The organism is Rhodobacteraceae bacterium M385 (genome assembly GCA_025141835.1).
GTDB lineage: Bacteria > Pseudomonadota > Alphaproteobacteria > Rhodobacterales > Rhodobacteraceae > Gymnodinialimonas.
The window spans coordinates 2,075,121-2,100,133 of record CP081102.1 but is presented as its reverse complement, the minus strand read 5'-3'; the positions used below and the strand labels follow the sequence as shown (position 1 = coordinate 2,100,133).

General features: G+C 60.6%; 20 protein-coding genes and 1 tRNA gene. 14 read left to right on the top strand and 7 right to left on the bottom strand.

Annotated features, from left to right (window positions below; all coding sequences use genetic code 11):
- The first annotated feature begins 140 nt into the window (after positions 1 to 140).
- The 8 genes from pdxH (at position 141) to modC (ending at position 9,231) form a co-directional block, all read left to right on the top strand.
- The gene (pdxH, locus tag K3728_10300) at positions 141 to 761 is read left to right on the top strand and encodes a pyridoxamine 5'-phosphate oxidase (protein ID UWQ94135.1); all 621 of its coding nucleotides are present in this window, start codon (positions 141 to 143) and stop codon (positions 759 to 761) included.
- A 126-nt stretch (positions 762 to 887) separates the two neighbouring features.
- Positions 888 to 1,433, top strand: a complete 546-nt coding sequence (locus K3728_10295) for a cold shock domain-containing protein (protein UWQ94134.1) — start codon at positions 888 to 890, stop codon at positions 1,431 to 1,433.
- Positions 1,434 to 1,491: 58 nt separating this feature from the next.
- On the top strand, positions 1,492 to 1,974 hold the full coding sequence (locus tag K3728_10290; GenBank protein UWQ94133.1) for a DUF192 domain-containing protein: 483 nt from the start codon (positions 1,492 to 1,494) through the stop codon (positions 1,972 to 1,974).
- A 59-nt stretch (positions 1,975 to 2,033) separates the two neighbouring features.
- Positions 2,034 to 2,110 (top strand) — tRNA-Pro (locus K3728_10285).
- 604 nt (positions 2,111 to 2,714) lie between these two features.
- The gene (locus K3728_10280; protein UWQ94132.1) at positions 2,715 to 6,389 is read left to right on the top strand and encodes a vitamin B12-dependent ribonucleotide reductase; all 3,675 of its coding nucleotides are present in this window, start codon (positions 2,715 to 2,717) and stop codon (positions 6,387 to 6,389) included.
- A gap of 358 nt (positions 6,390 to 6,747) precedes the next feature.
- Complete coding sequence (modA, locus tag K3728_10275; GenBank protein ID UWQ94131.1) at positions 6,748 to 7,491, top strand: molybdate ABC transporter substrate-binding protein; 744 nt, start codon at positions 6,748 to 6,750, stop codon at positions 7,489 to 7,491.
- Entirely contained in the window at positions 7,488 to 8,189 is a 702-nt protein-coding gene (modB, locus tag K3728_10270) for a molybdate ABC transporter permease subunit (protein UWQ94130.1), read from the top strand. The genes modA and modB overlap by 4 nt, the downstream gene beginning before the upstream one ends.
- Entirely contained in the window at positions 8,182 to 9,231 is a 1,050-nt protein-coding gene (gene modC, locus K3728_10265; protein UWQ94129.1) for a molybdenum ABC transporter ATP-binding protein, read from the top strand. The genes modB and modC overlap by 8 nt, the downstream gene beginning before the upstream one ends.
- A gap of 117 nt (positions 9,232 to 9,348) precedes the next feature.
- Here modC and K3728_10260 read toward each other — a convergent pair whose 3' ends face one another.
- The 6 genes from K3728_10260 to miaA all read right to left on the bottom strand — a co-directional run bounded on the left by K3728_10260 (position 9,349) and on the right by miaA (position 18,099).
- A complete protein-coding gene (locus K3728_10260) occupies positions 9,349 to 11,454 on the bottom strand; it encodes an ABC transporter ATP-binding protein (protein ID UWQ94128.1) in 2,106 nt (701 codons plus the stop codon).
- A 90-nt stretch (positions 11,455 to 11,544) separates the two neighbouring features.
- A complete protein-coding gene (locus tag K3728_10255) occupies positions 11,545 to 13,017 on the bottom strand; it encodes an ABC transporter permease (GenBank protein ID UWQ94127.1) in 1,473 nt (490 codons plus the stop codon).
- Positions 13,018 to 13,029: 12 nt separating this feature from the next.
- On the bottom strand, positions 13,030 to 14,139 hold the full coding sequence (locus tag K3728_10250) for an ABC transporter permease (GenBank protein ID UWQ94126.1): 1,110 nt from the start codon (positions 14,137 to 14,139) through the stop codon (positions 13,030 to 13,032).
- A gap of 186 nt (positions 14,140 to 14,325) precedes the next feature.
- Positions 14,326 to 15,981, bottom strand: coding sequence for an ABC transporter substrate-binding protein (locus K3728_10245; protein ID UWQ94125.1), 1,656 nt, complete (start codon positions 15,979 to 15,981; stop codon positions 14,326 to 14,328).
- Between the two features lie 282 nt (positions 15,982 to 16,263).
- On the bottom strand, positions 16,264 to 17,070 hold the full coding sequence (locus tag K3728_10240) for an AraC family transcriptional regulator (GenBank protein UWQ94124.1): 807 nt from the start codon (positions 17,068 to 17,070) through the stop codon (positions 16,264 to 16,266).
- 162 nt (positions 17,071 to 17,232) lie between these two features.
- On the bottom strand, positions 17,233 to 18,099 hold the full coding sequence (miaA, locus tag K3728_10235) for a tRNA (adenosine(37)-N6)-dimethylallyltransferase MiaA (protein ID UWQ94123.1): 867 nt from the start codon (positions 18,097 to 18,099) through the stop codon (positions 17,233 to 17,235).
- 108 nt (positions 18,100 to 18,207) lie between these two features.
- On the opposite strand from miaA, the gene pyrH reads away from it, so the two are divergent.
- On the top strand, positions 18,208 to 18,957 hold the full coding sequence (pyrH, locus tag K3728_10230; GenBank protein UWQ94122.1) for a UMP kinase: 750 nt from the start codon (positions 18,208 to 18,210) through the stop codon (positions 18,955 to 18,957).
- On the opposite strand, the gene K3728_10225 is transcribed toward pyrH, so the two are convergent.
- Positions 18,938 to 20,047: a Hint domain-containing protein gene (locus tag K3728_10225; protein UWQ94121.1), complete on the bottom strand. Its 1,110-nt coding sequence runs from the start codon at positions 20,045 to 20,047 to the stop codon at positions 18,938 to 18,940. The two genes, pyrH and K3728_10225, sit on opposite strands and share 20 nt — an antisense overlap.
- A 161-nt stretch (positions 20,048 to 20,208) precedes the next feature.
- Between K3728_10225 and frr the strand changes: the two genes are divergently transcribed.
- The 5 genes from frr to rseP all read left to right on the top strand — a co-directional run bounded on the left by frr (position 20,209) and on the right by rseP (position 25,005).
- Positions 20,209 to 20,772, top strand: a complete 564-nt coding sequence (gene frr / locus K3728_10220) for a ribosome recycling factor (GenBank protein ID UWQ94120.1) — start codon at positions 20,209 to 20,211, stop codon at positions 20,770 to 20,772.
- A 120-nt stretch (positions 20,773 to 20,892) separates the two neighbouring features.
- Positions 20,893 to 21,618: a di-trans,poly-cis-decaprenylcistransferase gene (gene uppS / locus K3728_10215; protein UWQ94119.1), complete on the top strand. Its 726-nt coding sequence runs from the start codon at positions 20,893 to 20,895 to the stop codon at positions 21,616 to 21,618.
- An 8-nt stretch (positions 21,619 to 21,626) separates the two neighbouring features.
- On the top strand, positions 21,627 to 22,490 hold the full coding sequence (locus K3728_10210) for a phosphatidate cytidylyltransferase (GenBank protein ID UWQ94118.1): 864 nt from the start codon (positions 21,627 to 21,629) through the stop codon (positions 22,488 to 22,490).
- Entirely contained in the window at positions 22,487 to 23,674 is a 1,188-nt protein-coding gene (gene dxr, locus K3728_10205) for a 1-deoxy-D-xylulose-5-phosphate reductoisomerase (protein UWQ94117.1), read from the top strand. The genes K3728_10210 and dxr overlap by 4 nt, the downstream gene beginning before the upstream one ends.
- Positions 23,674 to 25,005 (top strand): RIP metalloprotease RseP, encoded by a 1,332-nt coding sequence (gene rseP, locus K3728_10200; protein UWQ94116.1) that lies wholly within the window; start codon positions 23,674 to 23,676, stop codon positions 25,003 to 25,005. Before dxr ends, rseP begins: the two co-directional genes overlap by 1 nt.
- Positions 25,006 to 25,013 lie beyond the last annotated feature (8 nt).

Genomic DNA, 25,013 nt, shown 5'->3' with positions numbered 1-25,013 from the left:
CCCATTCTCTTAATCGTTTGTTGACACTCTCGTAGGCCATCACATGCAGGGCTTCAAGAACTAGGCTGCGGGTCGGTGCCTCTTGTCGGGGCGGCTGTTGCCCGCTAGCTCAGTAAACAACGAGGATCAGGAGGCATCAGATGAGTGAGCGAAACGGCATTTTTGCGGGCGATGATCCCTTTGCGCTGGCGCAGACTTGGCTGGAAGAGGCCGAAGCGACCGAGCCCAATGACCCAAATGCCATCGCGCTATCCACCGTCGATGCGTCGGGCATGCCGAACGCGCGGATGGTCTTGTTGAAAGAGATCGAGGCACCGGGGGCAGGGCAGGGTGGTTTTGTCTTCTATACCAACTACGGCTCGGCCAAGGGGCAAGAGATAGACGCGACACAAAAAGCCGCCTTTGTGATGCATTGGAAAAGCCTGCGTCGTCAAATTCGCGTGAGGGGGACGACCGAGAAAGTCGCCGGACCGCAGGCCGATGCCTACTATAAGTCGCGTTCCCTCAAAAGCCGTCTGGGGGCCTGGGCGTCGGATCAGTCGAAACCTTTGGACAGTCGCGCGTCACTGATGGCCGATGTAGCACGGGTCACGGCTGCGAAGGGACCCAACCCTGATCGGCCGCCATTCTGGGGCGGGTTTAGGATCGTGCCGACGGAAATCGAGTTTTGGGCCGACGGCGCGTTCCGCCTTCACGACCGGTTTCAGTGGCGTCGAAACGGGCCGGAATCGCCTTGGTCGGTTCAGCGCCTGAACCCTTAGGTGACGCCAACGTCACCTGACTTGGGTGTTGCCGATATACAATTTCACGCTACGCGAAATTGCAACCCATTGATAAATAGCAGTTCTTTAGCCTTGTGTACGCGTGCAACGGTGCCACCATGGGCTATGGCATGTGATGTAGGAGATATGGGTTTGGGACGCGCAGAAAATGGTGCTGCCGGCGCTATGGTCGCGGGTCAGGTAAAATGGTTCGACACGACCAAGGGCTTTGGGTTTGTGCTCGCCGAAGATGGCGGGCCTGACATCTTGTTGCACGCAAATGTGCTGCGCAGCTTTGGACGCGGGTCGATCGCGGAAGGGGCCCGCGTGATGTTGCGCGCGCAGACTACTGGGCGGGGGCTTCAGGCAACCGAAGTGATCGCTATTGAAGCCTCAGATCACGATGCCCCGGACGAGCCGCGCCCGTTTCCCGACCTTCCCGATGTCACGGACGTGCCCCTTGTCGCGGCGCGTGTGAAGTGGTTTGACAAGGTTAAGGGCTTTGGCTTCGCCAATGTCTTTGGCGATGCCACGGATGTTTTTGTGCATGTCGAAGTTTTGCGCAATTCCGGTTTCGCGGAGTTGCAACCCGGTGAGGCGATTGCCGTTAAGGTTGTCGATGGCCCACGGGGCAAGATGGCCGCCGAAGTGCGGACCTGGGATACGATGTAGGCACATTCCTCTGGGTTCGGGGCTCTGTGCCGCGACAAAGAGAAGTGAGACCTTATCTATGCGACGTAATCTTCTTGGATGCCTGATCCTGGCGGCGATGCCTTTGGTCGCCGCGCCAGCCTTTGCAAATTGCAACGAGAACCAGGTCGAGCTGCGTGGCGACTGGGGAAGCGCCCGATTCCGTGTGGCCATTGCCGATGAAGTGCACGAACGCGCCCAAGGATTGATGCATGTGCCCGAGCTACCGCGCCTTGGCGGGATGCTCTTTATATATGACCATCCGCAGCGGGTCAGCTTCTGGATGGAGAACACGCTGATTCCCCTCGACATGATCTTCGCCGATGAAACAGGGCAGGTGGTGAACGTCCACACCGATGCCATACCCATGGACCGAACGCCGATTCCCGGCGGCAGCGACGACATTCTATATGTGCTCGAGGTGAACGCGGGCACGGCGGAAACTTTTGGGATCGGGCCAGGAACCCAGTTGCGCCACGCCTCTGTGGCGCAAGAAATCGCTGTTTGGCCCTGTTCGGAATAAAGAAGTGCAACTGGGGGCTTGCACACCCCTCCCGTCTCTGGATATGACCCCCGCACGGTCGGGGCGTGGCGCAGTCTGGTAGCGCACCTGTTTTGGGTACAGGGGGTCGTGAGTTCGAATCTCGCCGCCCCGACCACTTTTTCAGCACAATCTAAATATTGGGGCCGATTTGGCCGTTCCCACGCAATATCGGGTTGTCTGTGACTTTTCTGTCATGAACCCACTATATGTAGTGCGCGGGGGACCCGTGCTGAATTGGGCGGGCGTTGCATGGAAACGGTGGCGTGAATCACGCGGCTTTATATGTACCACGTCTGCTATCCCGCCCGATTTAAAGGAAAACCCTTACATTGTTGAAAGATGATGCCTCTGTGCAGGAATCACCTAGCAAAAAGAGCCCCCGCTGATCGGTCTCGATTGCAAGGTATATTTCCCTGTGGATTATCCAAAAAAGTGATTGACCCGATTGGTCCAGATACGCCACTTAGTGTTTGTCGGATCAAGCGCTACCACATATAGCGCAGCGCCGGCAGGGGCAGGGGGCAACCTCAGCAGTAACGATACGAGTGCATTCTTGGATAGCCGACCGCGAGCAATCTGCGGCCGACACGAAAGATGTGCGCGACGCATTTGTTAACGCGCTCCTAAGATTAGAACGGTCAGAGGGCAGAAGACCCTGGCAGACCGCTTGGATGGGACATGGGCCGCAGGCTCTGGTGAGAATTTAAAGAGGCAGATTCATGAAGATTGAACGGCGATTTACCCGCGACGGCGCGGATGTGTATGCGGATCAGACTTTCACGACGACAACGTCGGAGATTCGTAACCCCGACGGGACGATCGTGTTCAAGCTCGACAACGTCGAAGTGCCGACCGGCTGGAGCCAGGTTGCCTCGGACGTGATCGCCCAGAAATACTTCCGCAAAGCAGGCGTGCCCGCGGCAACGAAACCAGTGAAAGAAAAGGGCGTCCCCGCATTCCTTCAGCGCCACGTGGCCGACGAAAAGGCACTGGAGGCTATGCCGGAAGACCAGCGTTATGGCGGCGAAACGTCCGCCAAGCAGGTCTTCCGGCGCCTTGCGGGCGCTTGGGCCTACTGGGGCTGGAAGGGCGGCTACTTCACCTCTGAAGCGGACGCGCAGGCCTATTTCGACGAAATGCAGCTGATGCTGGCGCGCCAGATGGCAGCGCCCAACAGCCCGCAGTGGTTCAACACGGGCCTGCATTGGGCCTATGGCATCGACGGCCCCGCGCAGGGCCACCATTATGTGGACTACAAGACCGGCAAGCTGACGAAATCCACCTCTTCCTATGAGCATCCACAGCCCCACGCCTGCTTCATTCAAGGCGTACAGGACGATTTGGTGAACGACGGCGGGATCATGGACCTTTGGGTGCGTGAAGCGCGTCTGTTCAAATACGGCTCTGGCACCGGCACCAACTTCTCTCACCTGCGCGGTGAGGGCGAGAAACTGTCGGGCGGCGGTAAATCGAGCGGTTTGATGGGCTTCCTGAAGATCGGTGACCGCGCGGCCGGCGCGATCAAGTCCGGCGGCACCACGCGCCGCGCGGCCAAAATGGTTATCGTCGATGCCGACCACCCCGATGTGGAAGAATTCATCGAATGGAAAGTGCTGGAGGAGCAGAAAGTTGCTTCCATCGTGGCCGGTTCCAAGATGCACGAAAAGATGCTTAACGGTATCTTCGGCGCAATCAAGACATGGGACGGCTCCCTGGATGATGCGGTTGACCCGGCCAAGAACGACGCTCTGAAAGGCGCGATCCGCGAAGCCAAAAAGGTCATGATCCCCGAGACTTATGTCAAGCGCGTACTGGATTACGCCAAGCAGGGCCACACCAGCATTGAGTTCCCGACATACGACACCGATTGGGACAGCGAGGCGTATAACTCGGTCTCTGGCCAGAACTCCAACAACTCCATCCGCGTCACCGATGCCTTCCTCAAGGCCGTTGAAAACGACGACGACTGGAGCTTGATGAACCGCCGCGACGGCGAGGTTGCCAAGACGATCAAAGCCCGCGACCTGTGGGAAAAAGTCGGCCACGCCGCTTGGGCCTGTGCCGATCCCGGCATCCAGTACCACGACACGGTCAACGCATGGCACACATGCCCCGAGGACGGCGAAATTCGCGGCTCCAACCCGTGCTCTGAATACATGTTCCTTGACGACACCGCTTGTAACCTGGCGTCGATGAACCTGCTGACCTTCTACAATGGCGGTACTTTTGACGCGGAAAGCTACATCCACGCCTGCCGTCTTTGGACGCTGACGCTGGAAATCTCGGTGATGATGGCGCAGTTCCCCTCCAAGGAAATCGCCCAACGCTCCTACGACTTCCGCACCCTTGGCCTTGGCTTCGCCAACATCGGCGGCTTGCTGATGAACATGGGGCATTCCTATGACAGCGCCGAAGGCCGCGCCTTGTGCGGCTCGCTCACCGCGATCATGACCGGTGTGGCTTATGCGACCTCCGCCGAGATCGCTTCCGAGCTTGGGCCCTTCGCAGGCTACAAGAAGAACCGCGAGCACATGCTGCGGGTGATCCGCAACCACCGCAACGCGGCCTACGGCAAGACCGACGGCTATGAGGCGGTGAACGTGAACCCCGTTGCCCTCGACCACGCCAACTGCCCCGACCAAACGCTGGTCAGCCTTGCCAAGCAAGCATGGGACGAAGCGTTGACCCTGGGCGAGCAGCACGGCTACCGCAACGCGCAAGCAACCGTTGTGGCGCCCACGGGCACCATCGGCCTTGTGATGGACTGCGACACCACCGGCATCGAGCCGGACTTCGCCCTGGTGAAGTTCAAGAAGCTGGCCGGTGGCGGTTACTTCAAGATCATCAACCAGTCTGTGCCTGCCGCGCTGGAGACACTGGGCTATTCCTCCAGCCAGATCGAAGAGATCATCGCCTATGCGGTTGGACACGGCACCATCGGTCAGGCGCCCGGCATCAACCACACCAGCCTGATCGGGCATGGTTTCGGCCCCGCTGAAATCACCAAGATCGAAGAGGCCTTGCCACAAGCCTTCGATATCCGCTTCGTGTTTAACCAGTGGACTCTCGGCGCAGACTTCTGCACCGAAACCCTTGGTATCCCTGCGGAAAAACTGAACGATCCCACGTTCGACCTGCTGCGTCACCTCGGCTTCTCCAAAGCTGATATTGAAGCCGCAAACGATCACGTCTGTGGGACCATGACCTTGGAAGGCGCACCGTTCCTGAAGGACGAGCACCTTAGCGTGTTCGACTGCGCGAACCCCTGCGGGAAAAAAGGCAAACGCTACCTCAGCGTGGATAGCCACATCCACATGATGGCCGCGTCCCAGTCCTTTATCTCGGGTGCGATTTCCAAGACGATCAACATGGCCAACCACGCCTCTATCGAGGATTGCCAGAAAGCCTACGAGCTGTCTTGGTCCTTGGGGGTGAAAGCCAACGCTCTGTATCGTGACGGCTCCAAACTGTCGCAACCTCTGGCCGCTGCCTTGGTCGAGGACGACGACGATGCCGCGGAAATCCTGGAAACGGGCACACCGCAGCAGAAAGCCAACGTGCTGGCGGAGAAGGTCGTCGAGAAGATTATCGTTAAAGAAATCTCCCGCGCTCGGGAAAAGATGCCTCAGCGCCGCAAGGGCTACACTCAGAAAGCCATCGTGGGCGGCCACAAGGTCTACCTGCGCACCGGTGAATATGAAGACGGCAATCTGGGCGAGATCTTCATCGACATGCACAAGGAAGGCGCTGGCTTCCGCGCGATGATGAACAACTTCGCCATCGCCGTGTCCGTGGGCCTGCAATACGGCGTGCCACTGGAAGAGTTTGTGGACGCCTTCACCTTCACCAAGTTCGAGCCATCGGGCATGGTCCAGGGCAACGAGACGATTAAGAACGCGACCTCGATCCTCGACTACATCTTCCGCGAGTTGGCCGTGTCCTATCTGGACCGCACCGATTTGGCCCATGTGGCTCCAAAAGGCGACACGTTTGACGATGTGGGCCGTGGGCAGGAAGAGGGCGTGCGCAACTTCGAGGAAGTGCCGGGCTCCCGTGCTACCTCCGCCGTTGATGTGCTCAAGCAAGTGGCCTCCACCGGTTACCTGCGCAACCGCGCCCCACAAGAGCTGCACGTTCTGCAAGGCGGCATGGCCGCTGACCCGGTCGCCACGCTGGAAACGCTGGTGCCTGAAACCAAGGGCGGCGGCACCATGGCGGCGGCAACCTCCACCACGGCCGTCTCCACCGGCTCTGTCGCCGTTGACGCCCGCACAAAGGCGAAGATGCAGGGCTATGAGGGCGAGGCCTGCGGCGAATGCGGTAACTACACGCTGGTGCGCAACGGCACCTGCATGAAGTGCAACACCTGCGGCGGGACGTCCGGGTGTAGCTGAACAGAGGATACCGGGGCCAAATTCCTTGCAAGGAATTTGTAAAACTCTTGAAAGAGTTTTGGTCCCGCCAACCATTCGGGTGCCAAGGTCCTCACCAGACTTGGTACCTGAGTTCCGGGGCGGGTGCGCTCGCCCCAGACGCCGATCAGGCCGCAGGCAGAACACGACGGGCAGTCAAATATCAGAGCCTGATCAGCGAACCTAGGGAGGGCCAAGTGCCCTCCCTTTTTTCTGCCTGACACACGGCTTCGCGGGTTAATTTTTCCCTAATTTCAATGCGTTCCCCAACGACGTTTACCTGACGCCCAAACACCATCCCCGCTTGCCCAACCCCGCAAGGCAGGCGATAGTCTTCGCCATGCGTTCACTATTTCTTAGCTGTTTGATCTCTATCCTTCTGACGCTGCCGGCACGGGCAGAGAATATACTTGTGTTTGCCGCCGCCAGCTTGGCAGGGCCGCTCGACCGTGTTGCCGCGGCATGGGAAGAAGAGACAGGCCATTCTGTCACCCTCGCCTACGCGGGGTCCTCTGCATTGGCGCGGCAGGTGCAAGCGGGCGCTCCGGCGGATGTGGTGTTTCTGGCCAATGCCGACTGGATGGATGTGCTGGAAGAAAGCGGCGTCCTGCAAGATGACAGCCGCCGCGATATCCTTGGCAACACGATGGCCTTGGTGATCAATACCGAGGCTTATGAAGCCCTGAACCTCAACACGATCCCGGAACCCTATGAGGGTCGCTTCGCCATGGCCCTGACAGATTCCGTGCCTGCGGGCATCTATGGCCGTGCGGTATTGGAGGCGATGGGCCTCTGGGAGGAGCTGCAAGATCAGGTGGTGGAGGCCGATAACGTCCGCGCCGCAACGCTTCTGGTGGCCACCGGCGCGGTGGGGCGGGGCATCGTTTACCAAACGGAAGCACTCGCAGACCCGCGCGTTTCGATCCTTACCCTTGCGCCAGATCGGTGGCACCCGCCAATCCGCTACCCAGCCGCGTTAACCTTGAATGCCGCGCCGCAAGCGATTGAATTTGTTGAGTTCCTGCAAGGGGAAACCGCGCGGGTTATCTTCAGTCAGGCTGGCTTTAGGGCCGCGCCGCAATGAATGGGTTTCTCGGCCCCGCCGAATGGGAGGCCTTGACTCTATCCCTCCGCGTGGCCCTGACCGCGACGCTGGCATCGCTGCCATTTGGCATCGCGGTGGCCTACGTCTTGGCCCGCAAACGCTTCCCCGGTCACAGCCTTCTTAACGGTTTCGTCCACTTGCCGCTGATCCTGCCGCCCGTCGTCACAGGCTACCTTTTGTTGGTTATCTTCGGTCCCCAAGCCCCCTTGGGCGCGGCGTTAGAGGCGCTTGGCCTCGGCGTTGCCTTCCGCTGGACAGGCGCGGCATTGGCCGCGGCGATCATGGCGTTTCCGCTGATGGTGCGGGCCATTCGCCTATCTCTGGAGGCCGTGGACCCCAAGTTGGAAGAGGCCGCCAGCACTCTGGGCGCGTCAAGGTTAAGGGTGTTTACCACGATCACGCTGCCCCTGATGGCGCCGGGCATATTGACCGGAACCGTGCTGGCGTTTGCCAAGGCGATGGGCGAATTCGGCGCGACCATTACGTTCGTTTCCAACATCCCCGGCCACACGCGCACCGTGCCCTCGGCCATCTACGCCTTCCTGCAAATGCCCGGCGGCGAGGGCGCGGCGTGGCGCTTGGTCATCGTGTCTGTCGTTGTTGCCATGGGGGCGCTTCTGGTGTCCGAGATGCTCGCGCGGCGGGTCAGGATCCGGATCGGGGGCGCCGATGCTTGAAGTTCGGGTAAAGCACGATTTTCCGGGCTTCGCGTTGGACGTTGCGTTTTCGGCTCCCTTGGGGGTGACGGCTCTGTTTGGGCGATCGGGCGCGGGAAAAACGAGTGTTGTCAGGGCTGTGGCTGGGGTTCTTAAAGCAGACGCGGCGCAGGTCTCGGTAGGCGGCATGGCGCTGGATGGTCTGCCAGTTCCCCAACGACGCATCGGCTATGTATTCCAAGAACCACGCCTATTTCCCCACATGTCGGTCCGCGCGAACCTGTCCTACGGGATGCGCGGCGCAGAGATGGGCCCGGTGGTGGAGATGCTGGGGATCGGCGACTTGCTCGGCCGCCGCCCCGGTGCCTTGTCAGGTGGCGAGGCCCAAAGGGTGGCCATTGGGCGCGCACTGTTGAGCGCCCCACGGTTGCTACTGCTCGATGAACCCTTGGCCGCGCTGGATGAGTCCCGGAAAGCGGAAATCCTGCCTTATCTGGAGCGCTTGCGCGATGAAGTTGGGATACCGATCCTTTACGTGTCCCATTCCGTGCCGGAGATCGCGCGATTGGCCACAACGGTCGTGGCGCTGGAGGGGGGCCGTGTGGTGCGGGCGGGGCCTGCGGCGGAGGTTTTGGCAGACCCCGATGTGGTGCCAGTGTTCGGGGTGCGAGAGGCGGGGGCTTTGCTGAACGCTACCATCGCGGCCCATCACGACGACGGGTTAACGGCATTAACCTGGTCCGGCGGTGAGTTGTTGTTGCCCCATGTGTCGCAACCAATCGGTGCGCAGGTCCGGGTTCGGGTGGAGGCGCAAGATATCATGCTGGCCAGCACGCGACCCGAGGGGATATCGGCCCTGAATATCGTCCCTGTGAGCGTTATTTCCCTACGCGAAGGGGCCGGGCCGGGGGTGATCGTGCAGCTTTGTTCCGGTGATGACGTCTTGCTGGCGAGGGTGACCGGGCGCTCGGCCAAGGCGATGGACTTATCCGAGGGGTGGCAGGGCTTTGCGGTGCTGAAATCCGTTGCCGTCGCGGCTGGAAACATTAGCCGCGCAGGCTAGGGCACGGCGGCCTTCAAGCCCCCCACCGCACGCGGCGGGGAGCCGCTCAGGCCAGCCGTCGCCGCATGGAGCGGCGGGCGCATGGGGCCAGTGGCCCGTGTCGCTTATTCAGGTCGCCTATTCCGCCGCGATCTTAATCACCGGGTCCATCCGCGCCAGGATATCTTCCGCCAGATGACACTTGATCTGGTGCCCATCAGCCAAGGTCCGCATCGGAGGCACGTCGCGATCACATAGGCCACCGGGCACTTCGGATTTCCAGTTGCACCGGGTCTGGAACGGACAGCCCGAGGGCGGGTTCATGGCCGAGGGAATGTCGCCTTCCAACACGATATGCTTCTTCTCAACGGAGGTGTCGGCGATGGGAACAGCGGACAACAGTGCCTCGGTATAGGGGTGGTAGGGTGGGCTAAACACTTGTTGTGTATCGCCAATTTCCACCACATGTCCCAGATACATCACCATCACGCGGTCCGACAGGTAGCGTACAATCGACAGGTCATGAGAGATGAACAGAAGCGTTGTCTTTTCGCGGCGCTGGATCTCCATCAACAGGTCGGTGACTGCGGCTTGCACCGACACATCCAGCGCCGAGACAGGCTCATCCGCGACCACGATCTTGGCATCGCCCGCAAAAGCGCGCGCGATGCCGACGCGTTGTTTCTGGCCGCCTGAAAGCTGGCGCGGCATCCGGTCCGCAAAGGCGCGGGGTAGCTTCACCAGGTCGAGCAGTTCCAGCATTCGGTTGCGCCGATCCGCGTCGCTGTTGCCGATTTTGAAGACCTCCAGCGCGCGAATAATTTGGCGGCCAACGGTCATTGAGGGGTTGAGGGTGTCGAAGGGGTTTTGGAACACCATCTGGACGTTCGAGACAGTTTTTGTGTCCCGATCCTCGATCGCGGTGTTCTGAATTTCCTGACTGCCCATGACGATGGAGCCGTCGGTCGCGGTCTCTAGGCCCATGAGCACTTTGGCGAGGGTGGACTTGCCGCAGCCCGACTCCCCCACGATGGCCAAAGTCTCGGACTCGCGGGCCTCAAAGCTCAATGTTTCATTGGCTTTAACCACCTTTTTGTCGCCACCGCCGAAGAGCGCGTTGGCGGCGACTTCGTAGTATTTCTTCAGGTTTTCGACCTTCAGGACCACATCGCCGATGGGCGCTTTCTCGGTGGTTGCGGCCAGCTCGATCGGGGCGTTCCAGTCGATTTCCTTGAACTTCACACAGCGCGAGGCGTGGCGGTCATTGCCGGGGACGCGTTCCATCGGCACCGGCGCGGCGTCGCAGCGGCCGCTTTCAAAATAATCGCAGCGGGGCCCGAAATTACACCCCGGAGGCCGCTCATGGGGCAGGGGGAAGTTGCCCGGGATCGCCACAAGCGGGCGGGCGTTCTTGTCGGCACCCGGCAGCGGGATGGAGCGGAACAGCGCCTGCGTATAGGGGTGCTGCATCTCGTCAAACACATCTTCGATAGAGCCGGTTTCCACCGCCTCACCCGAGTACATCACGCAGAGGCGGTCACAGGTTTCCAGCACCAGCCCAAGGTTGTGAGAGATGAACAGCATGGAGGTGCCGTACTTCTCGCCCAGACCCTTCACAAGGTCCACGATGCCTGCCTCCACCGTCACATCAAGGGCCGTGGTTGGTTCATCCAGGATCAGCAAAGAAGGCTTTGACATCAAGGCCATAGCAATCACGATGCGCTGCTGTTGGCCGCCCGACAATTGGTGAGGATAGCTTTTCAGCATCCGCTCCGGGTCCGGCAGGCGCACGTCTGTGACGACGTCCAGCGCCATCTTATACGCCTCTTTCTCGGACACGCCTTCGTGGATCATCGGCACTTCCATCAGCTGTTTGCCGATCTTCATGGCCGGGTTCAGGGACGCCATGGGTTCCTGATAAATCATCGCAATCTCGGACCCGCGCAGGTCACGCAGTTCCTCTTGCGACATCGCATTCAGATCGCGTCCTTTGAACTTGATCGTGCCGCCGACGATCCGCCCGTTCACGCCCAGATCCTGCATCACGCCAAGGGCCACGGTGGATTTGCCGCAGCCCGACTCGCCCACCAGCCCCATCGCCTCGCCCGGCATCACGGTGCAAGAGAAATCCATCACGGCGGGGATTTCGCGCAGGCGGGTGAAGAAGGAGATCGAAAGGTTTTCGATTTCGAGGATCGGGCCATCGTAGGGCGCGCGGTCGGACGTTCGGGAAGATGTTGCCATGTTAGTATTCCTTAACTGACCGGCCCGCCAGGGGCTGTGACATTCGTACACCGGGGCGTACACAGGCTGTGCATACAGGTGACATACCCATCAATCCTTCAAACTCTCTTCGCGCAGGCCGTCGGCCAGCAGGTTGAGGCCAAGCACCAGCGTCATGAGCGCCAGCGCGGGGGGCAGGGCCGGGTGGGGGTAGATCGTCAGAAGGCGGCGGCCTTCGTTGATGGTCGATCCCCAGTCGGGCGATTCAGGGGAAACGCCAAGTCCGAAGAAACCCAAGGTGCCGAGCAAGATCGTGGTGTAGCCGATGCGCAGGCAGAAATCGACGATCAGCGGCCCGCGCGCGTTGGGCAGGATTTCCCACAGCATGATGTACCACGGGCCTTCGCCGCGGGTTTGGGCGGCGGCCACGTAGTCGCGGGTTTTCACGTCCAAGGTGATGCCGCGCACGATGCGGAAGACAGTGGGGGAGTTCACGAAGACCACCGACACAAACACGATCAACAGGTTGCCCGTGATGTCGAAGAGGTCCAGCGCCTCGGGCCAGAAACGGATTGGCGCATCGGGGTCAGAGGCGTTGGAGATCAACGAGAAATACGCCCAGAAGCCCACCGCAGCGGCAAGGCCCACGTAGATGTTCCGGCGCATCGGGTCCGTGTGATAGCGAGAGTTGAACAGCACGATCAGGAACATGATCGGGAACAGGAACAGCACCATCGACATATATTGCGGCACGCCCGCGGCGACGATTTCCGGCGTGACCAGCAGGAAGAACAGCAGAATGACCGGGAAGGCCAGCGCGAGGTTGGCGATGAAGGTCAGCACCGTGTCCAGTTTGCCGCCGAAATAGCCCGCAGGCAGGCCAAGGGTGATGCCCACCATAAAGGCAAAGAGCGTGGCCACAGGCGTAATGGACAGAACGTCTGCCGCCCCGAAGAACACGCGGGAGAACACGTCACGGCCCAGATTGTCGCCGCCCAAAAGGTAATAGGGGTAGGCGCCTTCGTTGATCTCGCCTTGGGGCAATGGGGTGCCGGGAAGCTCGTTTCGCATGGACGACACAAGGTCGATCGCGCCGTGGGTTGGCACCAAGGGAAAGAGGCCCGAAAAGATTGCCGCGAAGACCCAGAACATCACAAGGAAGAACCCGGCCATGCCGATGGGGCTATCGAACAGTTTGCCATAAAGCCCCAGCTTGCGCTTGAAGGTGATCGAGAGGACGAAGGTCACGATCAGCGCGATCCAGACCGGAAGAAGCCGTAGGGCCATGGCCCCAAGGATGCCCTTTTGTTCGATCGTGGGCAGAACGATGCCGCCAATGATGAAGCCGAAACAGCACAGCACAAACAGCAGCACGCCGTATTTCATCGTGGACAGTGCGTAGTCGATGGGCGTGTAGCGCACGGACATGGTGCCGTCGCCGTTGAACTCCAGCTCTCCGGCGCGGGTGCCAGCAAGGGTCAGGAGGATGTTGACCACGAAACCTACGGTGAAGATCACCAAAGCGGCGACGAGCAGCGGGTTGAGGAAAGCTCCGAGGGAGCCGGACCAGGTGAGAGGTTCCATTGCTCTGGCTCCTTAAGAGATGCGAATGCGAGGGTTGAGGAAGACGTAGCCGATGTCCGAGATCAGCTGCGTCAGCAGGACCACGAAGACGGCAACGATGGAGCAGGCCAGAAGCAGTTCGATATCGTTGTTGGACGCCGCTTGAACCATGGTCCAGCCAAAGCCGTTGTAATTGAACAGCGTCTCGACGATCACCACGCCGGTCAGGAGCCACGGGAATTGCAGCATGATGACGGTGAAGGGCGCGATCAGGGCGTTGCGCAGGGCGTGTTTCATCACGATGTTGCGGAAGCTGACGCCCTTGAGGCGGGCCGTGCGGATGTATTGCGCGGTCATCACCTCGGCCATGGAAGCGCGGGTCATTCGCGCGATGTAGCCCATGCCGTAGAGGGCAATGGTGGTGACGGGCAGGGCGAAATTCCAGAAGGTGATGTCTTCCATCGCGGAGCGGGCCGAGCCGAGGAACAGGGTGCGGCGGTCGCCAAGCCAGCCGTCCCCGCCGAGCCAGCCCCATTCCGTCAGCGTGCCAGACACGCCCGCGGTGGTGGAGGCAAAGAGCACGATGAAGATCACGCCCGACACATATTCCGGCGTCGCGGTGGAGCCGATGGAGAAGGTCGATAGCGTCCGATCCAGCCGGGAGCCTTCGCGCATCCCCGCCAGAACCCCGACCAAAAGGGCGGCGGGCACCATCAGGCCAAAGGCCCATCCCATCAGTTTCAGGGTCAGCAGAAGGCGGCCGGGAAGGACATTGCCGACCTCTTCGTCAGAAACGGTGGAGAAGCCCAGATCCCCTTGCAGCAACCCACAGCGGGTGGGCGCATCGGCGGGATCGATGCCGAAATCAATGCAGCGTCCGGTGATTTCACCGGTCTCGGGGTCTTCCAGCGTCCAGCCGGGCATCACACCCAACCATTCGCCGTAGCGTATCAACATGGGGCCGCCGTAGCCGTTGTTGTCGAGCCAGCGCACGACCTCTTCGTCGGTCATGCGCGCGTTGCCTTGGGTTTTCGCCAGTTTCTCCAGGTTGGGAAACAGGTTGGTCAGGAAAAACACAACAAGCGTCAGGCAGAGTGCGGTCAGGATCATCACGCCGGTCCGGCGCAGGATGAAAGCCCCCATGAAAGTATCCCCTGTGTCTGGGTATACGCAGCAATTGCGCAAACCTGGATGGCGCGTTCCCAACCTCGGCCCCTAAGGGCGGATCGGGTTTGGCCGCGACGCGCAGGTTTGTTCAAATCACCCACGTCGCCAAGAAAGAAGAAACCGGCGCCCGCCTATGGGGCGGGCGCCGGTGATGCGAAGCGCTTAGGCTTCGAAACCAACGTAGTGGGGGTTGATTTCGAACTTGGCATGCATGGAGGCGTTCACCACACCGGGGCGGGCGTGGTTATAGAGAGAGCGCCAATAGGGCTGAAGCGTCACACCCTCTTCCTGCATGATGGTTTCCAGACGAACCATGACCTCGCGACGTGCATCGGCGTCCTGAATGCCGTTGGCTTCCGTCAGAAGCGTGTCAAACTCTTCGTTGGAGAAGCCCGACTCGTTCCATGGCACACCGGTCCGGTACGCGAGATTAAGGATCATCACGCCCAATTCACGGTGGTTCCAGTTGGTCGACGAGAACGGATAGGTCGTCCAATCGTTCCAGAAGGTGGAACCGGGAATGATTGTCCGCGTGACATTGAATCCGGCGTCGCGCAGCTGAGCGGCAACGGCGTCGGTCGTATTCTTGCGGTAATCATCGTCGATGGAGACCAGTTCGAACTCGGTATCGGCGTGGCCGGATTCTTCCAGCAACGCGCGTGCGCCTTCGGGATCAAACACCTGAGGCGGAAGCTCCGCATACTCAGGGTGGATCGGGCAGACGTGGTGATTTTCGGCCACAACACCCTGACCGTTCACACCCAGATCGAGGCAGACCTGGTTGTTCACCGCCATCTGGATGGCGTTACGCACGCGCACATCGTCGTAGGGCGCGTTGTTCTGGTTGGGACGGATTACAACGGTGGCCGCAGTGGTCACTTCGCCTTTGTTCCAACCGATGGCATCGAACAAGTCGATGAATTCGCCGACCGTCTCGTAGGTCATGTCGAATTCGTCAGCTTCCGCACCTGCAAACCAAGCGGCCGGGTCTTGGCCGAGGTCAACGAACTGGATTTCGTCCAGATAGGTGTCACGCCAGTAGGTGTGGCCTTCTTTGCGCGACAGCGTGGCAGAGACGCCCACTTCGTAGTTGGTGATCTCGTAGGCGCCGGTGCCCACGCCGTGGTCGGCCGGGTTGGTGCCGATCAGGTCACGGTGCTGGATCGCCGAGGGGTAATCAGCGACGCCGGGCACGAAAGTAATGTCGGGCGCGGGGTAGGTGACGCGCACGGTGTATTCGTCCACGACCTCGATCGCGCCTTCACGGGCAACGCCGGTGTCGGGGTCCACAAGACCGCCCATACGGGTGGCCATGGAGTTACCTTCAACGGTGCTGTCACAGAAGCCGATCAGGTTGGCGGCAACATCTTCGGCGGTGAAGGCATCGCCGTTGTTCCACATCACGCCTTGGCGCACGTTCAACGTGTACACGGTGGCGTCTTCATTGGCTTCCCAGCTTTCCAGCAGAACGCCCTCGAACGAGCCATCGTTATTGTACTGGATCAGATACTCAACAAAGCCACGGGTAACGTTGCCCATTTGCGACCAATCATAGGTACGCGGGTCTTTGAGGGCGCGGACTTCTTGCTGAATGCGCAATGTGCCGCCTTGGGCGGGCACGGCGCGGTGGCCGTCGGCGCGGGCCGGTGTGGCGCCGATCAGCGAATAGGCTGCTGTGGCAGTCAGACCCAAAGCGGTGGAGCGCACGAGGAATTCGCGACGGTCCAGTTTGCCGGCCTTATGCTCGGCGGCATACATCTCGGCGACGGGGTGGGTCGAAAGACCTGCCTCTGCGCGCGTGTGAGTGAAATCTTTCATGTGTCGTCGTCTCCCTGTGACGTCGTTATGTTGTTTTCGTGTCGCCCGTTAGACCGACCCCTTCGGGCGTACTACGCGCCCAAAGGGGTTCAGCTCAAAGCCAACTAACTTCATTAGCATCCGGATCAAGGGCCTGCGTCAATCGTTAGTTACGCCATCAAATGGTCTATTTGCGACATCCAACTTGATCAGAACCGACATCGACGTCGGATGCAACCAATAAGAAGTATACAGGTATGTCGTAATTTCAGGGACCGGTACCCTGGGCACCGGAGCCGGGAATCAGGCGCGCAGGGGTGGCTTGCGGAACTCGGACGGAGTACGGCCCACAGATTGGCTGAAGGCACGGGTGAAATAGGCCGGCGAGGAGAACCCCAACTGCTGCGCGACTTCACGGGCCGGAAGGTCGGTTTCCTGCAACAGCCGCCGGGCCTCGTACATGGTGCGTTCCGTCAGAAGCGCGAGCGCCGGACGGCCCGAAGCTTCCCGGCAGACTCGGCTGAGGTGGGTGGGGGTCACTTGCAGAAGCTTGGCGTAATCTGAGACGCCGATGCCGCTGCGAAAGTTCTCTTCCAGTTTGGCGGCGAACATCTCGACCAGACGATGGGCGTTTTCACGGGCGATGGGGCCTTCTTGCCGCGCCAGCTCTCGGGCCATCCATGTGGACACCAAGAGAGAATAGGCGGTGAGAGCCTGATCCAGGGCGGGTGCCTGGGCGGCCAATTCACCTTCGATCTTCTCAATATGAGAGGTGATCGTGGCCTGGCTTTCGATGTTGGAGACCCGCAGGTGGAAGGGGTCTTTGGGGAGGGCCAAATTCTCATCGGTGGGAATGCAAAGCTCCAACCCTTGGGTTTGAGAGGCAAGCTCCAGCGCCATCGGAACGTGGGCGGGCACGAAGACCGCCGTATTGGGGCCGTAGCCCCGTGTCACGCAATTAACCGTGACGCGACCCTGACCGCGGGTGATCCAATAGAGGCGATTGCGCGGAGAGGCGTGCAAAAGCTCCACCCGCCAAGCGCCTTGCATACGCAGTTTGCCCAAAGAGGCAACGGCGTGAACAATGGGTTTTTTCGACATCTCAAACATTGGTCTAAGCTAGCGTTGGGGCGAGGTGGTGCAAAGGGGAGATGTTGGCGTTTTGCGTCAGATGCGGCGATTGATTCTTTTGTTAAGAATTAGGGGGCGCTGCCCCCACTGCACGGCAGGGCCGCGCAGCTCCCCCGGGATATTTCAAGAACGAGGAATTTCTTAGGGGAGCGAGACTTGAGTCCAGTGCTTTGTGTTGGAGCGCAGCCAAGAGCGTTGGCGTTTGGCGTATTGGCGCGTGGCAATGATCGCAGCCTCGCGCGCCGCGTCGAGGGAGAGGGTGCCTTGCAGGTACGCGATGAGTTCGGGCGCGCCGATGGCTTTGGCGGCACCGCCCGCTTGGGGCCAGCGGGCCAGGTTTTGTTGGGCCTCATCGAGGGCGCCTTGGGCGATCATCTGGTCGAAGCGTCGGGCAATGCGGGTGTTGAGCCAGTCACGATCGGGCATCAGGGCAAGCGCGGTGGTGGCCGGGAGCGGAAGGAGGGGCGGCGCGGTATCGTCTTGCCATTGGGAGAGGGGGCGACCGGTGGCGCGGAGCACCTCCCACCCGCGCTGGACGCGCATACGGTTGTGGCAATCGATGCGGGCGGTGAGCGCCGGGTCGCCCGCGTGCAGCTCGGCGAGAAGTTGCTCAGAGGGGAGAGCGTCGGCCTTGGCACGGACGTCGGCGGGGACGGGGGGGATATCGGCGAGGCCCTGGGTGAGGGCGCGAAAGTACAGGCCCGTGCCACCGACGATCACGGGGTTTTGGGGCAGGAAGGGCGTAACATCCTTGAGCCATTGGCCCACGTCGTAATGCGCGGTGAAGGGGACATGGCCGAAGAGGTGGTGGGGGGCGGCGGATGTTTCCTCGGGCGAGGGGCGGGCGGTGAGCACGCGCCAACCGTCATAGACCTGCAACGCATCGGCGTTCACGATGACCCGCGACTGCGCCTGAGCGATGGAAATCGCCAGCGCGGTCTTGCCCGACGCCGTTGGCCCGGCGATCAGGACCGGTTTGTCGGAGGGGAGGGACGCGATATCAATCAAAGCATGGCCACTTGTGCATCAGGGGGCGGAAATCGGCCACTTTCGGGCGTTGAACCGCCGCGCCATTTAGATCATTGTGCGCGGCAATATCAAACAAGGATCAGCTCCATGCCAAATGATGTCACCTCTGACGCAAATTCCGGGGACGACGTGCGCTACAAGCGCGTCATGTTGAAAATCTCAGGCGAGGCGCTGATGGGCGATCAGGGGTTCGGGTTGCACCCGCCCACGGTGGAGCGGATCGCCAAGGAAATCCAATCGGTTCATGAGCTCGGCGTGGAAATCTGCCTGGTGATCGGCGGCGGCAACATCTTTCGGGGTCTGCAAGGCAGCGCCCAAGGGATGGAGCGGACGACGGCCGATTACATGGGCATGTTGGCCACAGTGATGAACGCGCTGGCGATGCAGGGCGCGTTGGAAAGCCTGAACGTCTATACCCGCGTCATTTCGGCCATTACGATGAACGAGGTGGCAGAGCCCTACATTCGCCGCCGCGCCATTCGTCACCTAGAGAAGAAGCGCGTTTGCATCTTTGCGGCGGGCACCGGGAACCCCTATTTCACCACCGATACGGCGGCGACACTGCGAGCCTCGGAGATGGATTGCGAGGCGATCTTCAAGGGCACCAAGGTGGACGGCGTTTACGATAAAGACCCCGCCAAGCACGCCGATGCCAAGCGCTACGAATCCGTGACCTATGACGAGGTTCTGGCGCAGCATCTGGGCGTCATGGACGCCAGCGCCATCGCATTGGCCCGCGAAAACGACCTGCCGATCATGGTCTTTTCCCTTGATGAACCGGGCGGGTTCCGCACGATTTTGTCGGGGCAGGGCACGTTCACGCGCGTCCACGACTAGGCAGGGCTGTGGCGGGTCTTTGGGCCTGCCACGCCCGCAAATTGGCAATGTGGCGCTGTGCCAGCCGCTTCTGGCGTTTGGGCGCGGGCACCGGGCGCGCGTGGGTTCGGGTGAGTTGTTCAAGATCGTCCAGGCTGTCCACTGCAAAGATCGACAGGATTTCTGCGACCGCCGCCGCGCCAATGGATTTCACCGCCTCTGGCCCCAGAAACAGCGATTCTGCCCATATGCCGTTGGCGCAGACGACTTCATGCCTATCAAATAGCATGTGCCAATACCGCGTCGGCGTGTCGCCGGGGGCTTGGGCCACGCCGGGATGATCCAGCAGGCGCAGGGCGGGTACAAGAACCTCGGTCACGCCGAACATGCGCTGCACGATGGGCGATTGCACCAAGATGCGGTGTTGTGGAGAGACCGCCAGGGGCTGGTTTGGCAATCCATTGCCCAACGCGCCCGTCGAAATCTTGATCGGGGCATGGAGGCCGGGGTGGGGCAGCCGTTGCCCGCCAATCCATCGCAGGGTCTGGGGGCCGTGATCGGCGGTAAGCACCTGATCGCCGGGGCGCAGCGTTTCCACCCGCACCGGGCCGTTTGGCGTATCGATCAAGGTGCCAGAACAAAAGCACACCACTGAATTCTCGACCGAGTAGCGCTCGGCGGCCCCGACGTAATTTGTAGAGGCCGGCGAGACAAGCTGGATGCTTGTGATCTTGATATTGTCGAGGCTGCCCCCTTCCGGATCGACAACAAACGTGTCGCCGTTTTGCATTTGCTTTACGATAAGAGAGGTCGAAAACTGGGTGCCATCCCGTGCCGTGACGACTGCGTTATATAGGATGGAGGCGTCCACGGGCTGCGTATAGCTGCCATCGCTGGTGGTGTAGCTTATTGTATCGCCGCTTCCATGTTCGTCATCATGGATAATACCGTCCCCTTCAGGGTCGTTCTGGGTGACTTCGACAATCTCCAGATCCCCGTGACCATAGGTGCCTTGGATGGCCTGAGCATTATCAGTGTCATAATCGGCTTCGTTATTGTCGATGATCGTCAATTTGCCGATGTATAGATGGTTTACCGTCGTTGTCGCCATGGTCAGCCTCCTTACGCCGAAGACCTGTCTCCTAGGGACAAAGGGTAAATAAGCCGTTCAGAGCCGCGAGAAAGTACCACCCAAAGATGGAGTGTTGTCGAACCTCCCCGTGGCAGGTTACAAGCATCGACAGTAAAGAAACAAAAGCAGGCCGATACGATATGTCCGACGATTTCATGCTCGACACTGATGATCTGGAGCGGCGGATGGAGGGGGCGATTGCATCGCTTCGCACCGAATTCGCCTCGCTTCGCACCGGGCGCGCCAGTGCTTCCATGCTGGAGCCCGTGATGGTGGACGCCTACGGCGCGATGACGCCGATCAACCAAGTGGGCACAGTGAACGTCCCCGAGCCGCGCATGGTGACGGTGAATGTTTGGGACAAGGGCCTTGTAAACAAGGTCGAGAAAGCCATTCGTGAAAGTGGCCTTGGCATCAACCCACAGTTGAACGGCACGATCATCATGCTGCCGATCCCCGAGTTGAACGAGGAACGGCGCCGGGAATTGACCAAGGTTGCCGGCACCTACGCCGAAAACGCCCGGGTCGCGGTGCGCAACGTGCGCCGGGATGGCATGGATCAGGTGAAGAAAGCCAAAGCCGACGGTCTTGGCGAAGACGACCAGAAATTCTGGGAAGGCGCGGTGCAAGAGCTGACCGATACGTTCATCAAGCGCGTGGACGATCAGTTGGAGATCAAACAAGAAGAGATCATGCAAGTTTAAGGTTTATATGATCTGGATGAGGGAAAGGGCGCCGTTTTGGCCCCAGCCCTCGCCGGATTGGATGTAGAATTCATAGACCTGCACCCGTTTTCTGGTCGCCCCCCGAAAGGACGCCCCGCCATGCCAAGCCCGTCTGACAAGACAAAGGCCCCCAAGCACGTTGCGATCATTATGGATGGCAACGGGCGATGGGCGCAGATGCGGCACCGGCCTCGGTTGGTGGGGCATCATGCGGGGGCCAAAAGGGTGCAGGAGATCGTGCGGGCGGCCCCTGATCTTGGGGTGAAATACCTGACGATCTTTGCCTTCTCGACCGAGAACTGGAAGCGAACCCAGACGGAAGTGGCGGGGCTGATGAAGCTGTTCAAGCGCTACATCCGGCGCGAGGCACAAAACCTTCTCGACGAAGGGGTGCGCGTGCGTTTCATCGGTGACCGGGTCAAGTTGGAGCCTGCCTTGGTCGATCTGATGGACGGGCTGGAGCTGTTGACCGCCGATAACGACCACGTTCACCTGACAATCGCGCTGAACTATGGTGGCCGCGATGAGGTGGCGCGGGCCGCTAAACGCATGGCCTACGATGTTTCCATGGGCAAACTGCATCCGCGCGATGTTTGCGATGAGACGTTTCCGAAATACCTCGACACTCACGTCTTGCCAGACCCTGATCTGGTGATCCGTACCTCGGGAGAGGCGCGGATTTCCAACTTCTTGCTGTGGCAGTCGGCCTATGCGGAGTATGAATTTATCGACACGCTGTGGCCGGATTTCACGGCAGACGTCTTTGCGACCGTTGTGGGCCGCTTCGGCGCCCGTGACCGCCGCTTTGGCGCGGTAAAGGCCTGACGACAGTCATGGCGGAGGCACCCAAATCGGCTTCGGGCCCCAAGTTCGCGGATCTATTGCCCCGCATCGCCTCGGCCGCTGTTTTGTTGACGGTTGCGGGCCTTGGTCTGTGGCTTGGCGGCTTGGTCCTGGCCCTGTTGCTGTCGATTTTCGGGGCCGTGATGGTGTGGGAGTACTTCCGCCTCATCATCCGCCTTACACGGCCCTTCGCCATGGTCTGCACGGTGCTCAGCTCGGCACTGCTGGCGTTGTCGCTGCTTCTTGAACATGCGTTGGTGACCGAGGCTGATGGCTTTTTGGCGGTGTCGCCGATGGCCGCAACAGTCATGATCGGGGCGATGATCATCACCGCGATCCCGGTGCGCAAATCGCGGCTCGAGACATTGTTCGGCGCGATGATCCCGCTGGCGACGTTCCTGTTTTTCTACCTGCACCAATCCATCCCCTTCGCCATGTGGCTGGTGGTGGCCGTGGTCATCACCACCGATGTGTCGGGCTATTTCTTTGGTAAGCTGATCGGCGGGCCGAAGTTCTGGCCCTCTCTCAGCCCGAATAAAACATGGTCGGGCACGGTATCTGGCTGGATCATGGCGGGGCTGATTGCGCTGGCGGTGAGCTGGCAGGCCGATGATCCGCTGTCCACGATCGCGATTGCGGTGGCTTTCGCCGTGCTTGTGGCGTTCGCCGCGCAGATGGCCGATATCGCGGAATCGGCGTTGAAACGCAGGGCAGGGGTCAAGGACAGCTCTAACCTGTTGCCGGGCCATGGCGGCGCATTGGATCGCTTTGACGGCATGTTGGGGGCCTTCACCGTTGCCGGGCTGGCCTTTGTGCTGCTTGGCTTTGCGATTGGGGCGCCCGTCGCTCCATGAAGCGGGTGAGTATCTTCGGGGCGACAGGCTCCATCGGGCAAAACACCCTTGATCTGATCGCCCGTGATCTGGGCGCCTATGATGTCGTGGCCCTGACCGGGGCGCGCAACATCGCCCAACTCGCCGCAGATGCGAGGAGGGTTTCGGCGAGCATCGCCGTAACAGCCGAGGAGGATCTGCTGCCCGACCTGCGCGCAGCGCTGGAGGGATCGGGCATCGAGGCCGCCGCTGGCCCCAAAGCCCTGCTGGAGGCCGCCGACCGCCCCGCCGATTGGATCATGTCCGCCATCGTTGGCGCAGCCGGTCTTGCGCCGGGGTTTCGTGCCCTGCGCCATGGCACCACGCTGGCGCTCGCCAACAAAGAAAGCCTCGTGACCGCGGGCCCGCTTCTGCTGGCCGAGGCTGCCAAACATGGGGCCACGATCCTGCCCGTCGATTCCGAGCATTCCGCCGTTTTCCAAGCCCTTGTGGGCGAGGACATGGCCGCCGTGGAACGCATCATCATCACCGCGTCCGGCGGCGGTTTGCGTGATTGGCCCGAAAGCGCCTTGGCTAATGCCACCCCCGCAGATGCGGGCGCGCATCCCAATTGGGACATGGGGCAGCGGATCACGATCGACAGCGCCTCCATGTTCAACAAGGCGATGGAGCTTATTGAAACGAAAGAGTTTTTCGGCGTCGAACCTTCGCAGATCGAGACCGTGATTCACCCGCAATCCTTGATCCATGCCCTTGTTGGCTTCAACGACGGGGCGCTGATGGCGCACCTTGGTCCGCCCGATATGCGCCACGCCATCGGCTATGCGCTCAACTATCCCGATCGCGCCCATTTGCCGGTTTCCCGGCTGGATCTTGCCCAGATATCCGCGTTGGAATTCCACGCCCCGTCGCCCACCCGATACCCCGCGCTGGCCCTTGCCGCGCAGGTGATGGAGACCGGTGGCACCAGCGGCTGCATCTTCAACGCCGCCAAGGAAATCGCCTTGGATGGATTCCTTGCTGGCCAGATCGGTTTCATGGATATGGCAGGCATCGTGGCGGACACCCTTGACGCGATGTCGTCACAAGGCAGCCTTTCAATTGCCCCAGAAAACCTTGAGGACGTCCTCAAGACTGACCAAATAGCCAGAGACATGGCTAAACGCATAATCACGTCCCGGTTCGAGCAAAAAGAGAACGCTTAATGGAATTCCTCCCCGCCTTCGGCAACTTCGGTTTCACCCTTCTGGCCTTTGTTGCGGCCCTGTCGATCATCGTGGCGATCCACGAATACGGTCACTACATCGTGGGGCGCTGGTCGGGCATCCATGCCGAGGTGTTCTCGATCGGGTTCGGCCCTGTGCTGTGGTCGGGCGTGGACCAGCACGGCACGCGCTGGCAGTTGGCGGCGCTGCCCTTTGGCGGCTACGTGAAGTTTCTGGGCGATGCCAATGCGGCGTCAGCCGGGGCCGATGGGGAGGCATTGGGCGAGATGGACGCGGCAGAGCGTCGCCGCACCATGCCCGGCGCGCCGCTTTGGGCGCGGGCGGCCACCGTGGCGGCGGGGCCGATCTTCAACTTTATCCTGTCGATTCTGATCTTTGCGGGCGTGCTTTTGGTCAATGGTCGCGCCGCCGATGAGGCGATTGTCGGCGGTTTGATCCCGGTGCCAGAGCAGATTGCTGTGCTGGAGCAGGGCGATTTGATTACCGCGATTGAAGGGGAGCCTGTTGCCTCTTTAACCGATGTCTATGAGCTGAGCCGCTCTCTCGATCCGCAGCAGACGGTGACCTACGATATCGTTCGCGATGACGCCCCGATGCAGGTAGAGGCCGCGTTCCCGCTTCTGCCCATCGTCGGATCTGTGGCGCCGCAATCGGCGGCCATCGCGGCGGGGATTGCCGAGGGCGATGTCATCATGTCCGTGGACGGGGCGCCAATTTATGGATTCTCGCAACTGCGCGAAGCGGTGGATGCCTCTGAAGGGGCGGAGCTGGACCTGAGCGTTTGGCGCGAAGGCGAGATGCTGGAGTTGACCCTTGCGCCACGCTCCACCGATCTGCCTACCTCCGAGGGCACGTTCGAGACCCGCTGGCTGATCGGCATTACCGGCGGCCTGATTTTTGAGCCTGAAACAGTGTCCGTCGGCCCGTGGGATGCGCTTACCTCTGGCGCGCGTCAGACGTGGTTTGTGGTAAATTCGTCTTTGTCGGGCCTGAAGCACATCATCACCGGCGCGATTTCGACCTGTAACTTGCAAGGCCCCTTGGGGATTGCGGAAACTTCTGGGGCGGCGGCGTCCCAAGGTCTGGACAACTTCATTTGGTTCATTGCCGTTTTGTCCACTGCCGTGGGCTTGCTGAACCTGTTCCCGATCCCGGTGCTGGATGGCGGCCACCTTGTTTTCCACGCCTATGAGGCGGTGGCGGGCAAGCCGCCTTCGGAAAAGGTGCTGAAGGTCTTCATGATGGTGGGCCTTGCGCTGTTGCTGTCGCTGATGGCGTTTGCGCTGACCAACGACATCTTCTGCCCCTAAGGCGCTGA